Here is a 12,610-nt window from a genome sequence, read left to right as displayed (position 1 = left end):
CGTTATTTCTCACTCTCAACCAGACCGCGAACAAAGGCGCGCTGCATCACTAAAACAATCACTACCGGTGGGATCAGCGTGAGGATCATTGCTGCCATCACCAGGTTCCATTGGGTTGCCGCATCGCCGGAGGCGATCATGCTGCGGATGCCCGCGACGGCCGTGCCCAGTTTGCTGTCGCTGACAATCAGCAGCGGCCACATGTACTGGTTCCAGCCATAGATAAAGGTGATCACGAACAGCGCCGCCAGATTGGTTTTTGACAGCGGCAGCACGATGTCCCAGAAGAAGCGCATCGGGCTGGCACCATCAATACGCGCCGCCTCCATCAGTTCATCCGGCAGCGTCATAAAGAACTGGCGAAACAGGAACGTCGCGGTTGCAGACGCCATCAGCGGCAGGGTCAATCCACTGTAGCTGTCGAGCATATTGAGGTCGGCAATCACATCCACCGTCGGAAAGATACGCACTTCAACCGGCAGCATCAGCGTGATAAAGATCATCCAGAAGAACAGGTTGCGCAGGGGGAAGCGGAACCATACCAGCGCAAATGCTGACAGCATGGAAACGGTGATTTTGCCGGTGGTGATCGCCAGCGCCATAAACAGGCTGTTCATCAGCAGCGTGCTGAAAGGCGCACTGTTTTGCCCGACACCGTGGGTCCAGATGCTGGCAATGTTCTCCCACAGATGGGTACCCGGGATCAGCGGCATCGGCACCTGAAACACCTGCTCCGTGCTGAGGGTAGCGGCAATAAACGCCACATACAGCGGGAACAGCACGGTGAGGATACCGAGGCCCAGCAGGGTATGGCTGAAAATATCCAGCCCGCGTCGGTTTTCGATCATTGGTAGCGCACCTTTTTCTCGACATAGCGGAACTGGATCACCGTCAGAATAATCACCAGCACCATCAGTACCACGGACTGCGCCGATGACGAGGAGAGATCCAGACCGGCAAAGCCTTCGCGGTAAATTTTATAAATCAGCGTGGTGGTGGCCTGCACCGGCCCGCCGCCCGTGGCGGCATCGATCACCGGGAAGGTATCGAAGAAGGCATACACCAGGTTAACCACCACCAGGAAGAAGCCGACGGGGGCGATCAGCGGCAGCGACAGGCTGAAGAAACGACGCACCGGCCCTGCCCCGTCAATGGCTGCGGCTTCGACCAGGGATTTGGGGATCGACTGCAAGGCGGCAAAGAAGAACAGGAAGTTGTAGCTCATCTGCTGCCAGATGGACGCCAGCACCACCAGAAACATCGCCTGGCCGCTGTTTTGCGCGTGGTTCCAGCTGTACCCCATCAGCCCCAGGAAATGGGTGATCAGACCGAGGCCCGGACTGAACAGAAACATCCACAGCACCGCTGCCACCGCCGGAGCCACCGCATAAGGCAGCAGCATCAGCGTCTGGTAAAAGCGTTTAAGGCGCAGCACATAGTCGACCATCGCGGCAAACAACAGGGAGACCACCAGCCCAATCACGGTAACCAGGCTACTGAAAACGATGGTGGTCCAGAACGAGTCCAGGTAATAAGCATCGCTGAACAGGCGGGTAAAATTTTCCAGGCCAACAAAGGTGCTGGAAATGCCAAACGGATCGACATTCTGTACCGAGTACCACAGTGCTTCCCCGGCGGGCCAGAGGAAAAAAACGATGGTGATGATCAGCTGAGGCAGTACCAGCAGGTAGGGCAGCGCTTTCGCGCGAAAGACGGGACGGGGTTGGGACATAGCGGTTTATCTCGTGCGAAAAACGTTGCAGGGGCCAGCCGTTGTTCTGGCCGGCCCTGGCGGGCGGGTCAACGACCCGCCCGACACATCCTATCGGGTTTGCTGTTCAAAACGGCGCAGCAGCAGATTGCCACGCTCAACGGCGCTGTCCAGAGCCGCCTGCGGGGTTTTCTTGCCGGTCCAGACGCTTTCCAGCTCCTCATCCACTACGGTACGGATTTGAGGCATATTGCCCAGACGCATTCCCTTAGTGAAAGGCAGTGGATCTTTATTCAGCATCTGACGGGTGGCAATGTCAGCGCCGGGGTTCTTGTCGTAGAAGCCCTGCTGTTTGGTCAGCTCATACGCGGCGGTGGTAATCGGCAGATAGCCGGTTTTCTGGTGCCATTCCGCGGCAATTTCTGGTTTGGCCAGGAACTGCATGAATTTAGCCACGCCTTTATAAGTGTCGGCATCTTTGTTCTTCATGACCCACAGGCTGGCACCGCCGATAATGGCGTTTTGCGGGGCATTTGGCACGGTGGCATCGTACGGCATCATACCGACGCCGTAGTTAAATTTGGCATGGCTACGGATATCGGCCAGTGAGCCGGAAGACGCCGTGGTGATGCCGCAGTCGCCGTTATAAAACTTGGCGGTGGACTCGTCTTTACGACCAAAGTAAGTGAAATCACCCTTCTTATTCATCTCTTCCAGCAGGGCAATGTGGCGTACCTGCACCGGCTTGTTGAATTCCAGCACCGCATCAGTGCCGTCGAAGCCGTTGTTTTTCGTGGCGACCGGCAGACCGTGCCAGGCGCTGAAGTTTTCAATCTGGATCCAGCCCTGCCAGCCGCTGGCGTAACCGCAGGTCATGCCCGCTTTACGCAGGGCAGCGGAGTATTTCGCCAGATCCTGCCAGGTTTTTGGCGGCTGCTCAGGATCAAGACCGGCTTTTTTGAAGGCGTCTTTGTTGTAGTACAGCACCGGGGTGGAGCTGTTGAACGGCTGGGAGATCAGCTGACCGTTAGCGTCACTGTAGTAGCCTGCCACTGCCGGAACAAACTGCTTAGGATCCATGGGGATCCCCGCGTTTTTAAACACTTCGTTGACCGGGACAATCGCCTTCGAGGACATCATGGTCGCCGTCCCCACTTCGTACACCTGTAAAATCGCCGGTGCTTTACCCGAGCGGATCGCCGCAATACCGGCAGACATGCTCTGCTCGTAGTTACCTTTATAGGTCGGGACGATTTTATAGTCAGGGTTTTCAGCATTAAAGCGGGTGGCCAGCGAGTTAACTTCCTCGCCCAGCGCGCCTTCCATTGAGTGCCAGAACGGGATCTCAGTGGCGGCCAGTGCGCTGGCGCTGAAGGTCAGACCCAGTACCACGCTAATTGCGGTGTGACGAAATGCGAATGATGACATGTCGGTTTCCTGTACCCGGTATTGTAAAGCGCGATATCGCGCATTCTGTTATTCGGGAGGTAACATGACACGCGAAAATGACAGAAAAATAACGGGTTTATGACAGAAGAGTGACAGCAAGGTGACGGCAGAGGGGGTGAGATCGTGGCAGGCGCTGATACAAGACTGGCTAAAAACTAACCAGAGTGAAGGGCCAGCCAGAAAACAGGACGGCCCCGGGTCAGGTTGTTGCAGGGGCGGCCCCTCTTTTGCGGGCCGCCCAAACGATTAACCGCCTAAATACGCGCTGCGCACCGCTTCATTGGCTAACAGCGCGGCACCGGTATCCTCCAGCACCACATGACCGTTTTCGAGCACGTAGCCCCGGTCAGCCAGCTTCAGCGCCTGGTTGGCATTCTGCTCGACGAGGAAAATCGTCATGCCTTCCTGACGCAGCTGCTCAATGGTGTCGAAGATCTGCTGGATAATGATCGGTGCCAGCCCCAGCGACGGCTCGTCCAGCAGCAGCAGGCGCGGCTGGCTCATCAGCGCACGGCCAATGGCCAGCATCTGCTGCTCACCGCCCGACATCGTGCCTGCACGCTGCACCCGGCGCTCATAGAGACGCGGGAACAGCTCGTAGACACGTTTGATACGCTGCTGGTACTGCTGGCGTTCGGCAAAGAAGCCACCCATCGCCAGATTCTCATCTACCGTCATACGTGAGAAGACGCGGCGGCCTTCCGGCACAATCGCTATCGCCTCGCGCATAATGCGCGCCGTCTGCCAGTCGGTGATGTCTTTACCATCGAAGGTAATCGACCCCTCCGTGGCACGCGGCTCCCCGCACAGGGTGCCGAGAATAGTGGTTTTACCCGCGCCGTTTGCCCCGATCAGGGTCACAATTTCCCCCTGATTGATATGCAGACTGACGTTGTGCAGCGCCTGGATTTTGCCGTAGTGCGCGCTGATATTATTCAGGGAAAGCATTGCCTGACTCATATTATGCTTCTCCCAGGTAAGCGCGGATCACGTCCGGGTTGTTACGGATTTCGTCTGGCGTGCCGTTAGCCAGCGGCGTTCCCTGGTTAACCACGTAAATACGATCGGAAATACCCATGACCAGTTTCATATCATGTTCAATCAGCAGGACTGAGACGTTGTGCTGGTTGCGCAGTTCGGCAATCAGTTCATCCAGTTCGTGCGTTTCTTTCGGGTTCAGGCCCGCCGCCGGTTCATCCAGCATCAGGATCTCCGGCCGCGTCACCATACAGCGGGCGATCTCCAGGCGACGCTGCTGACCGTAGGCGAGGTTACCGGCCTGACGGTTGGCCAGCGCCAGCAGCCCGACGCGATCCAGCCAGGTGGCAGCCCTGTCCAGCGCTTCGCTTTCTGCCTTACGGAAGGCCGGGGTTTTCAGCAGACCGGAAAACACGCCGCTTTTCAGATGCTGATGCTGGGCGACCAGCAGATTTTCAATGACCGTCATTTCACGGAACAGGCGCACGTGCTGAAAGGTTCGCACAATGCCCATGCGGGCAATTTTCTGTCCCGGCAGCCCCGCCAGCTGCTTATCACCCAACTGAATGGAACCGCCAGTCGGGCGATAGAACCCCGTCAGGCAGTTAAATACCGTGGTCTTTCCGGCCCCGTTAGGGCCGATAAGCGAAACAATTTCCTGCGGGTGCAGTTCCAGCTCCACGTTATTGACGGCCAGCAGGCCGCCAAAACGCATCATCAGGCCATTGACGGCTAACAAAGGCTGACTCATGCCTGCTCTCCTTTTTCCGCACTTTTCAACTTCAGATGCGGGCGTTTCATCGGCAGCAGACCCTGCGGACGCCAGATCATCATCAATACCATCAGACCGCCAAGAACCAGCATGCTGTATTCGTTAAGATCGCGCATCAGCTCGCGCGACACCACCAGCAGGATAGCCGCGAGGATCACCGCGAACTGCGATCCCATCCCGCCCAGCACGACGATCGCCAGCACAAAGGCTGATTCGGCAAAGGTGAAGGACTCCGGGCTGACAAAGCCCTGGCGCGCAGCGAACAGGCAACCGGCGAAACCGGCGAAGGCGGCACTGATGGTAAACGCCGTCAGCTTGATGCGCGTCGGGCTGAGTCCCAGCGAACGGCAGGCGATCTCATCCTCGCGCAGCGCTTCCCAGGCCCGGCCCAGCGGCATCCGCAACAGCCGGTTAATCACAAACAGCGTGATCACCACCAGCAGCAGCGCCACCAGATACAGGAAGATAATGCGGTCGCTGGGATCGTACTTGAGGCCAAAGAAGTTATGGAAGGTATCCCAGCCGCCATCGCGCGCGCTGCGGTTAAATTCCAGACCAAAGAGGGAAGGTTTCGGGATCTGGCTGATACCGTTCGGGCCACCGGTGATCTCGGTGTTATTGAGCAGCAGGATACGCACTATCTCACCGAAGCCGAGGGTCACAATCGCCAGGTAGTCACCGCGCAGGCGCAGCACCGGGAAGCCCAGCAGCAGACCAAACGCGGCCGCCACCATGCCGGCGAGCGGCAGGCTCTGCCAGAAACCGAGGCCGTAGTAGTGATTCAGCAGGGCAAAAGTATAAGCGCCGATGGCATAAAAACCGCCGTAGCCCAGTACCAGCAGGCCGGACAGGCCGACCACCACGTTCAGGCCCAGGCCCAGCATTACGTAGATCAAGGTCAGGGTGGCGATATCCACCGTGCCGCGGGATACCAGAAACGGCCAAACCGCCGCCGCCACAATCAGCGCCAGCAGGAACAGCTTCTGTTTCGGTGTCGAGCCGTCAATCCCCGGCAGAACCAGCGACGGGCCGGAGACTTTTTTCAGGCTGCTCTGCACCAGCGGGCGCAGCAGCTGGAACAGAAATACCACGCCGCATCCCAGCGCAATCCAGTTCCAGCGCACTTCTCCGGCATTGTTCACCACCAGTTTTGTGCCGTCGAGATCCAGACGCATGCCCATAAAGAACGCGGCCAGGATCAGCAGCATCAGCGACGAGATCACCGCATTCAGCAGGTTGAGCTTTTTCATACTTTCTCAACCTCCGGACGACCGAGAATACCGGTAGGCATCACCAGCAGCACCACAATCAGCAGGGCAAATGACACCACATCTTTGTATTCCGTACTGAGGTAGGCAGAGGTCAGGGCCTCGGCAATCCCGAGAATCAAACCGCCAATCATCGCGCCAGGGATACTGCCAATCCCCCCCAGCACCGCGGCGGTAAAGGCTTTCATCCCGGCCATAAAGCCAATATAAGGGCTGATCACGCCGTAGAACTGGCCGAGCAGCACACCGGCCACCGCCGCCATCGCCGCACCGATTACAAAGGTCAGGGAGATCACCCGGTCAGTGTTAATACCCAACAGGCTGGCCATCTTTAAATCTTCCGCACAGGCACGACAGGCGCGGCCCATACGTGAATAGCGGATAAATATCGTCAGTGCAAGCATGGCAAGGAAGGTCACGCCCCAGATCACCATCTGCATGGTGGAAATGGTGGCAGCGAAGCCGTTGCTTTCACCCAGCGTCCACTGCCCGGTCACCAGGCTTGGCAGCGCAAGGTCGCGCGAGCCCTGGGTCAGGCTGACGTAGTTTTGCAGGAAAATTGACATCCCGATCGCGGAGATCAGGGCAATCAGACGCTTGGAAGAGCGTACCGGCCGGTAGGCCACACGTTCAATGCTCCAGCCGTAGCAGGAAGCAATCACCACAGCAACCACAAAGCCGCTGCCGATCAACAGCCAGCTGGCATCAATCCCCATCATCATTAGCGCAGCAATGACGATAAACGAGACATAGCTGCCGATCATATACACTTCACCGTGGGCGAAGTTAATCATACCAATAATGCCGTAGACCATGGTGTAACCAATGGCGATCAGCGCATAGGTGCTGCCCAACGTCACACCGTTGAACATTTGCTGCAGGAAATAGAGAAACTGCTCGGACATACCTGAATACCTTACGAATACACCCACACTGAAAACATCAACGCCTGGCAAAGATCACCAGGCGTTGATGTCCAAAACTCGCCTGGTTTATTTAACAGCAGTAGAAGAACCGTCTGCGTGCCATTTAAATACGCCAAACTCGAAGCCTTTCAGATCGCCCTTCTGATCCCAGCTCAGGTCGCCCATCACGGTTGGCACTGCTGCGCCTTCCTTCAGGTTTTTCACAATCTCTTCCGGCTCTGCACTTTTGCTGCGCTCCATCCCGGTCGCCAGCGACTGCAGGGCGGCGTAGGTGGTCCAGACAAACGGGCCGGTCGCATCTTCTTTTTTGGCTTTCAGCGCATCAACGATGGCTTTGTTGGCCGGAACCTGGTCATAGCGTTTTGGCAGAGTAACCAGCATCCCTTCGGAGGCGGCACCGGCAATATTGGACAGAGAAGCGTTACCCACGCCTTCCGGCCCCATAAACTGCGTTTTCAGACCGGCCGCCCGCGCCTGACGCAGGATCTGCCCCATTTCCGGGTGATAGCCGCCAAAATAGACGAAGTCGACGTTATCTTTCTTCAGACGTGCCACCAGCGTGGAGAAGTCTTTATCGCCGGCGGTCACGCCTTCAAACAGCACGACGTTGCCGCCGCCTTTTTTCAGGCTCTCCTGAACGGAGCGTGCCAGACCTTCGCCGTACTGCTGCTTATCATGAACCACGGCAATACGCTGCGGTTTCACTTCATTAAGAATATATTTTGCCGCCGTCGGGCCCTGGTCAGAGTCCAGGCCGGTGGTGCGCATAATCAGCTTGTAGCCGCGTGACGTCAGATCGGGTGCGGTAGCGGCCGGGGTGATCATCAGCACGCCTTCATCTTCATAGATATCTGAAGCGGGCTGGGTTGAAGAGGAGCACAGATGGCCGATGACATAACGGATGCCGTCATTAATCACTTTGTTGGCAACGGCAACGGCCTGTTTTGGATCGCAGACATCGTCATATTTCACCGCGACCAGTTTGTCGCCGTTGACGCCGCCTTTAGCATTGATATCAGCAATCGCCTGCTGCGCGCCGGTCCACTGCATGTCGCCATACTGCGCCACCGGACCCGACATGGCCCCTACGATTGCCACTTTAATATCTTTTGCCATTGCTGCATGGCTCATTGCCAGGGCGACACAGCCCGCCAGAAACGCACTTCCTTTACTCATTTTCATCCGAACTACCCCATCTGTTGTGGTTGCTACTTATTATTTGCCGTGGAATCAGCGATAAACGCTTAACTAAGAACGAGTTAGAGTGATTACCGGCATTTTTTTTGAATAAGGCTTTAAATTTCAGGTTATTAAACAGGAATATTCTGCTGTAAATCAACTGACATATTCAGTAAATAGCGGGGCAGACAGGACAATCAACTAACATGAATGATGCCAAAATAGCCAGTTTTCCAGGAGTTTGTGCTGGATTAATGATGCATCGACTATGGTTTACTCGGCATACCGTTCACAAGCCCCACACATCGCCTCGTTTTTTCACAGAAAAACTAACACGTCATAGTATGGTCAACTTCGCTACAATATGCCTTTCTCATGACCGGGTTATTCCGATGAAACTGACTATCATCCGTCTGCAACAGTTGTCACAGCAGGATCGCAGCGATATAAAAAAAATCTGGCCGCAGGTTGATATTGATGTTCTCGAAACGAAGCTGGATGAACATGACCGGCTCTATGCGGCACGTTTTAACGAGAGACTCCTGGCGGCGGTCAGAGTGAATATCACCGATCAGAAGGGGCGGTTATCGCAGCTGGAAGTCCGTGAAGTGACGCGCAGGCGCGGGGTGGGTCTGTATCTGCTGGAAGAGACGCTGGCACAAAACCCGGAGGTCGCACAGTGGTCGATGGATAATGACGGCAGTGCACAACTGGAGGTGATCGCCGCATTTATGCAATCGGCAGGATTCACCCGGCAGAAAGGCGAATGGCGAAAATAAAACAGGGCCCTGAAAGGGCCCAAAGCACATCAACACCAGGGAAATACAAGGGTTTATTCCCGGTCAGGCGTTTCCGCCTGTTTTTCAGACACCCACTCTTTATCTGCTGACGCCTGCGGCGGGTGCAGTTCAGCAAATCGGCGAAGTTCCTCCGCGGCCATTTCTGCCCAGAGGCAGATGGAAAAACAGAGGTATCAACGCCCAGCGCACCCACTCAGCGCTAAAGCACAGGGAGAGTTCTGGCGGGCAGGATAAGCCAGGTGTCGCGCAGATTTTCCGCAGGAACAGGCTGAGTTAAATTCCTTTTTTTTGGTTTCATTTAGCGATCCAGCAAAATAAGTAAAAGACTGTCATACACAGCAAAACCGACAGCACCATTTGTCGAACAAAAAACGCAATAACAACGCCCGCGACAGCCCCATATAAATAAGGATTCGCGGTCAATTCACGTAACTCATCATGATCCAGCAGAATAATGGGCCCGCATAGTGCTGTGAGCAGGCAGGGAGCAGAATATTTTAATGCCTCACGGATCAACGAGGGCAAGCGGACCGGAACAGCTGGCTCAAGAAAAAGATAACGATTAAAAAACACCACGGCAGCCAGCGTCAGTAACAGTATCCAGGACATCAGGCTGCCCTCGTTAAGCGGGAAACGGCCACGGATAAAAACATCCCGCTCAGTCCGGCAATAACCGTTGCCCCCTCGATGTGGAACAGACTGAGTACCATCGACAGCAGCAGGGAAGCCACAACACCGCACAACACGCTGAGGTTTTTAATCATCGGCACCACAATGGTGATAAAGGTGGCCACGATTGAAAAGTCCAGATGACAGGACTGCAAATCAGGCACCGCAGAGGCCATAAAAATGCCCATCAGGCTGAAGAGATTCCAACTGAGATAAAAGGTCAGCCCGGCACCGATTAAGTATCCTGGCGTGGCCGCCCTCTTCTCCTTGTTCGCGCTACTCAGGGCAAACAGCTCGTCAGTCAATAAAAAGCCAATGGGCAGACGATAGCGAGCCTGTAACACGGAGACGGTTTCGCGCAGCGTCAGACCATAAAGGAAGTGCTGGGAGGTAATAAAGAATACGGAAATGATCATCGCAGGAATGCTGGCTCCCGACAGCAGTAAACCCAGCGTGACCAGCTGCGCTGCACCAGCAAAGAGAATGGCCGACATCCCGATACTTTGCGGTAGGGTCAGTCCCGCCTGCACCGCCATCGATCCCGCCAGTATTCCCCAGGGAACGACGGAAAGGCACAGCGGTAGCATGTTAACGACGCCGGTAAAAAAACCCATCCCGGACTGTGCATTCGCCTCAGCAAATGGCACGCCTGTCGACTTCTCCATATTCCGCACTCAGCCCCCTGCAAACCTGTGCAGGCAGAATAGGGGCCGTCTGAGTAGAAATATTGCACAAAATTGCTGGGGGGATCCCGCTCACTTCAGCAGGCGGAACGTAATGAACGGATAAATTCGCCGGGCGTGACCCCCATCGAATTTTTGAAATGACGCGTGAAGTGACTCTGATCGGAAAAGCCGCAGCGGGCAGCAACAGCGGTGATTGTCACACCCTGCAGCAACATTTCACGGGCCTTTCGCAGCCTGGCCTGCACCAGCCAGGCGTGCGGTGTCATCCCCACCGTCTGTTTAAACTGACGTAGAAAATGCCACGGACTGAGCTGTACCACATCAGAAAGCTGTTTCAGCGACCAGTTTTTTTCCGGGTAGCTCATCATCAGGTCCCTGACCTGAAGGATCATCAACCTCGAGCAGGGCAGCGCGGCAGGCGTAATGGGCGTGCGGCTATAGCGTATGATTAGCCAGGAGATAGCCGTGAGTAGGAGGGACTCTTTTAGCAGGCTGTTGCCCTCAACGGGCAACATGTTAAACACCAGCTGTAGCTGAGCGGACAAACCGGGATCGTGAACCACCGCCTGGGGAAACCACGGGATGATGCCATTCTCATGCTTCAGGTCGCGGGTCAGCTGGCGCAGCAGTTCGGGGTCGGGATAAATGGCCCGGTATGCCCAGCCATTCTCAACGTCGGCACATCCCGTATGCACTTCATCGGCATTCACCAGAATAATATCGCCCGCAGGCGCGACGTGTTCCCCGCCGCTGCGCCAGAACCGTTGTGCGCCCTCTTCGATGACACCAATGCAAAAGGTTTCATGCACATGCCGGGGAAAACGCTGACGGTAATATCGGGCTTCAAGCATATCCAGACCGTCAAATTCATCCAGATGGTGCATGGTCGCCTGCTCTTTTGGCATTTTCTCGCCGGCCATACGCGCCTACTCCCTTAACGCCGGAACCATATCCCTCAGCCAGCCTGGAACAAAATTGCTGACAGATGAAAATTATTTATGTTTTTTTATTCTACGTAGCGCCGTTATATAAAGCCAGCATGACGGGAGAGGGCACAAATAAAAACACCGCCCGGAGGGGCGGTGTTTTTAACATTCTGCACGGGTTAGTGCAGAGAAGGGGCGGTTCAGGCTTCGATAGCCAGACGCAGTTTTTTCATCGCGTTCTTTTCAAGCTGGCGCACACGCTCTGCGGACACGCCATACTGATCGGCCAGTTCCTGCAGGGTGGTTTTGTTGTCATCATCCAGCCAGCGGGCACGAATAATATGCTGGCTACGCTCGTCAAGACCCTGCATCGCATCACTCAGCTTATCGGCAGCGTGATCGTCCCAGTTATCTTCCTCAATGCCGTTAGCAAAGTCAGAAGATTTATCCTGCAGATAAAGCATAGGAGCCATGGAACGGCCTTCGCCTTCATCGTCTGGCGTCGGATCGAAGGTCATGTCCTGCGCGGCCATACGCGATTCCATTTCAAGCACGTCTTTACTGCTGACACCCAACTCACGCGCCACCATCTCGACTTCGTCCTGGTTGAACCAGCCTAAACGCTGCTTGGCTTTGCGCAGGTTAAAGAACAGCTTACGCTGGGCTTTCGTGGTCGCGACTTTCACAATACGCCAGTTACGCAGGACGTATTCATGAATTTCGGCTTTGATCCAGTGCACAGCAAAGGACACCAGACGCACGCCCACTTCCGGATTAAACCGACGCACGGCTTTCATCAGGCCGATGTTACCTTCCTGGATCAGGTCTGCCTGTGGCAGGCCATAACCGGAATAGTTACGAGCGACATGAACGACAAAGCGCAGGTGAGACAGGATCAGCGTTTTAGCTGCTTCCAGATCGCCCTGGTAATGCAGCTGTTCAGCCAACGCTTTTTCCTCTTCTGCCGTCAGCATAGGCCAGGCATTAGCTGCCCGGATGTACGCATCCAGGTTGCCTAAAGGAGCAATAGCTAAAGTTTGCATTTCTTTGGTCATTCAAACCCTCTCTGTTTAATCATCGTGACAGCGCCAGTCCATGACGCGCCGACTACACTACGCGAATTGCCCGCGAAAATCGAAAGCAATCTGTGCGAAGCAATTAGCCTGTCTCTGCCAGCTCAGACAATAAAGTTATCCACAAGTTCAACGATTATAGTGGATATTTTGCACACAGCGTGCGTGACAGG

The 12,610-nt window shown here is 55.4% G+C and carries 13 protein-coding genes; 1 reads left to right on the top strand and 12 read right to left on the bottom strand.

Features of this window, described 5'->3' with window-relative positions:
- Positions 1 to 2 precede the first annotated feature (2 nt).
- The 8 genes from ugpE to K6L24_RS01190 form a co-directional block, all read right to left on the bottom strand.
- Positions 3 to 848 carry a sn-glycerol-3-phosphate ABC transporter permease UgpE gene (gene ugpE / locus K6L24_RS01225; RefSeq protein WP_062747702.1) on the bottom strand — a complete coding sequence of 282 codons (846 nt, stop codon included), beginning with the start codon at positions 846 to 848 and terminating at the stop codon, positions 3 to 5.
- The gene (gene ugpA, locus K6L24_RS01220; protein ID WP_062747704.1) at positions 845 to 1,732 is read right to left on the bottom strand and encodes a sn-glycerol-3-phosphate ABC transporter permease UgpA; all 888 of its coding nucleotides are present in this window, start codon (positions 1,730 to 1,732) and stop codon (positions 845 to 847) included. Before ugpA ends, ugpE begins: the two co-directional genes overlap by 4 nt.
- Positions 1,733 to 1,822: 90 nt before the next feature.
- The gene (gene ugpB, locus K6L24_RS01215; protein ID WP_062747706.1) at positions 1,823 to 3,139 is read right to left on the bottom strand and encodes a sn-glycerol-3-phosphate ABC transporter substrate-binding protein UgpB; all 1,317 of its coding nucleotides are present in this window, start codon (positions 3,137 to 3,139) and stop codon (positions 1,823 to 1,825) included.
- A 267-nt stretch (positions 3,140 to 3,406) separates the two neighbouring features.
- The gene (gene livF, locus K6L24_RS01210) at positions 3,407 to 4,120 is read right to left on the bottom strand and encodes a high-affinity branched-chain amino acid ABC transporter ATP-binding protein LivF (protein WP_062747708.1); all 714 of its coding nucleotides are present in this window, start codon (positions 4,118 to 4,120) and stop codon (positions 3,407 to 3,409) included.
- A 1-nt stretch (position 4,121) separates the two neighbouring features.
- On the bottom strand, positions 4,122 to 4,889 hold the full coding sequence (gene livG / locus K6L24_RS01205; RefSeq protein WP_062747710.1) for a high-affinity branched-chain amino acid ABC transporter ATP-binding protein LivG: 768 nt from the start codon (positions 4,887 to 4,889) through the stop codon (positions 4,122 to 4,124).
- Positions 4,886 to 6,160, bottom strand: coding sequence for a high-affinity branched-chain amino acid ABC transporter permease LivM (locus K6L24_RS01200; protein WP_062747712.1), 1,275 nt, complete (start codon positions 6,158 to 6,160; stop codon positions 4,886 to 4,888). The genes livG and K6L24_RS01200 overlap by 4 nt, the downstream gene beginning before the upstream one ends.
- Positions 6,157 to 7,083, bottom strand: a complete 927-nt coding sequence (livH, locus tag K6L24_RS01195; protein ID WP_062747714.1) for a high-affinity branched-chain amino acid ABC transporter permease LivH — start codon at positions 7,081 to 7,083, stop codon at positions 6,157 to 6,159. The genes K6L24_RS01200 and livH overlap by 4 nt, the downstream gene beginning before the upstream one ends.
- Positions 7,084 to 7,170: 87 nt before the next feature.
- Complete coding sequence (locus K6L24_RS01190; RefSeq protein ID WP_187510307.1) at positions 7,171 to 8,286, bottom strand: branched-chain amino acid ABC transporter substrate-binding protein; 1,116 nt, start codon at positions 8,284 to 8,286, stop codon at positions 7,171 to 7,173.
- A gap of 389 nt (positions 8,287 to 8,675) precedes the next feature.
- Here K6L24_RS01190 and panM point away from each other — a divergent pair, with 389 nt between their 5' ends.
- Entirely contained in the window at positions 8,676 to 9,062 is a 387-nt protein-coding gene (gene panM, locus K6L24_RS01185) for an aspartate 1-decarboxylase autocleavage activator PanM (protein WP_222681870.1), read from the top strand.
- A 315-nt stretch (positions 9,063 to 9,377) separates the two neighbouring features.
- Here panM and K6L24_RS01180 read toward each other — a convergent pair whose 3' ends face one another.
- From K6L24_RS01180 to rpoH, 4 genes are all read right to left on the bottom strand, one after another.
- On the bottom strand, positions 9,378 to 9,692 hold the full coding sequence (locus K6L24_RS01180; protein ID WP_222681869.1) for an AzlD domain-containing protein: 315 nt from the start codon (positions 9,690 to 9,692) through the stop codon (positions 9,378 to 9,380).
- Positions 9,692 to 10,366 (bottom strand): AzlC family ABC transporter permease, encoded by a 675-nt coding sequence (locus K6L24_RS01175; RefSeq protein WP_222682284.1) that lies wholly within the window; start codon positions 10,364 to 10,366, stop codon positions 9,692 to 9,694. The genes K6L24_RS01180 and K6L24_RS01175 overlap by 1 nt, the downstream gene beginning before the upstream one ends.
- A 146-nt stretch (positions 10,367 to 10,512) precedes the next feature.
- Positions 10,513 to 11,358 (bottom strand): AraC family transcriptional regulator, encoded by an 846-nt coding sequence (locus K6L24_RS01170; RefSeq protein WP_222681868.1) that lies wholly within the window; start codon positions 11,356 to 11,358, stop codon positions 10,513 to 10,515.
- Positions 11,359 to 11,564: 206 nt separating this feature from the next.
- Entirely contained in the window at positions 11,565 to 12,419 is an 855-nt protein-coding gene (gene rpoH / locus K6L24_RS01165) for an RNA polymerase sigma factor RpoH (protein WP_062747727.1), read from the bottom strand.
- Positions 12,420 to 12,610: the final 191 nt, after the last annotated feature.

The sequence above is a fragment of the Erwinia persicina genome (genome assembly GCF_019844095.1).
Classification (GTDB): domain Bacteria; phylum Pseudomonadota; class Gammaproteobacteria; order Enterobacterales; family Enterobacteriaceae; genus Erwinia; species Erwinia persicina.
The sequence above is the reverse complement of the archived record's forward strand: the minus strand, read 5'-3'. Positions and strand labels throughout refer to the sequence as shown.

What these genes read in the sequence shown, in the direction of transcription:
- K6L24_RS01200 (WP_062747712.1), bottom strand. Translation starts at nt 6,160, where the DNA reads ATGAAAAAGCTCAACCTGCTGAATGCGGTGATCTCGTCGCTGATGCTG.
- ugpA (WP_062747704.1), bottom strand. Translation starts at nt 1,732, where the DNA reads ATGTCCCAACCCCGTCCCGTCTTTCGCGCGAAAGCGCTGCCCTACCTG.
- K6L24_RS01180 (WP_222681869.1), bottom strand. Translation starts at nt 9,692, where the DNA reads ATGTCCTGGATACTGTTACTGACGCTGGCTGCCGTGGTGTTTTTTAAT.
- ugpB (WP_062747706.1), bottom strand. Translation starts at nt 3,139, where the DNA reads ATGTCATCATTCGCATTTCGTCACACCGCAATTAGCGTGGTACTGGGT.
- rpoH (WP_062747727.1), bottom strand. Translation starts at nt 12,419, where the DNA reads ATGACCAAAGAAATGCAAACTTTAGCTATTGCTCCTTTAGGCAACCTG.
- ugpE (WP_062747702.1), bottom strand. Translation starts at nt 848, where the DNA reads ATGATCGAAAACCGACGCGGGCTGGATATTTTCAGCCATACCCTGCTG.
- livG (WP_062747710.1), bottom strand. Translation starts at nt 4,889, where the DNA reads ATGAGTCAGCCTTTGTTAGCCGTCAATGGCCTGATGATGCGTTTTGGC.
- K6L24_RS01190 (WP_187510307.1), bottom strand. Translation starts at nt 8,286, where the DNA reads ATGAAAATGAGTAAAGGAAGTGCGTTTCTGGCGGGCTGTGTCGCCCTG.
- panM (WP_222681870.1), top strand. Translation starts at nt 8,676, where the DNA reads ATGAAACTGACTATCATCCGTCTGCAACAGTTGTCACAGCAGGATCGC.
- K6L24_RS01170 (WP_222681868.1), bottom strand. Translation starts at nt 11,358, where the DNA reads ATGGCCGGCGAGAAAATGCCAAAAGAGCAGGCGACCATGCACCATCTG.
- K6L24_RS01175 (WP_222682284.1), bottom strand. Translation starts at nt 10,366, where the DNA reads ATGGGTTTTTTTACCGGCGTCGTTAACATGCTACCGCTGTGCCTTTCC.
- livF (WP_062747708.1), bottom strand. Translation starts at nt 4,120, where the DNA reads ATGAGTCAGGCAATGCTTTCCCTGAATAATATCAGCGCGCACTACGGC.
- livH (WP_062747714.1), bottom strand. Translation starts at nt 7,083, where the DNA reads ATGTCCGAGCAGTTTCTCTATTTCCTGCAGCAAATGTTCAACGGTGTG.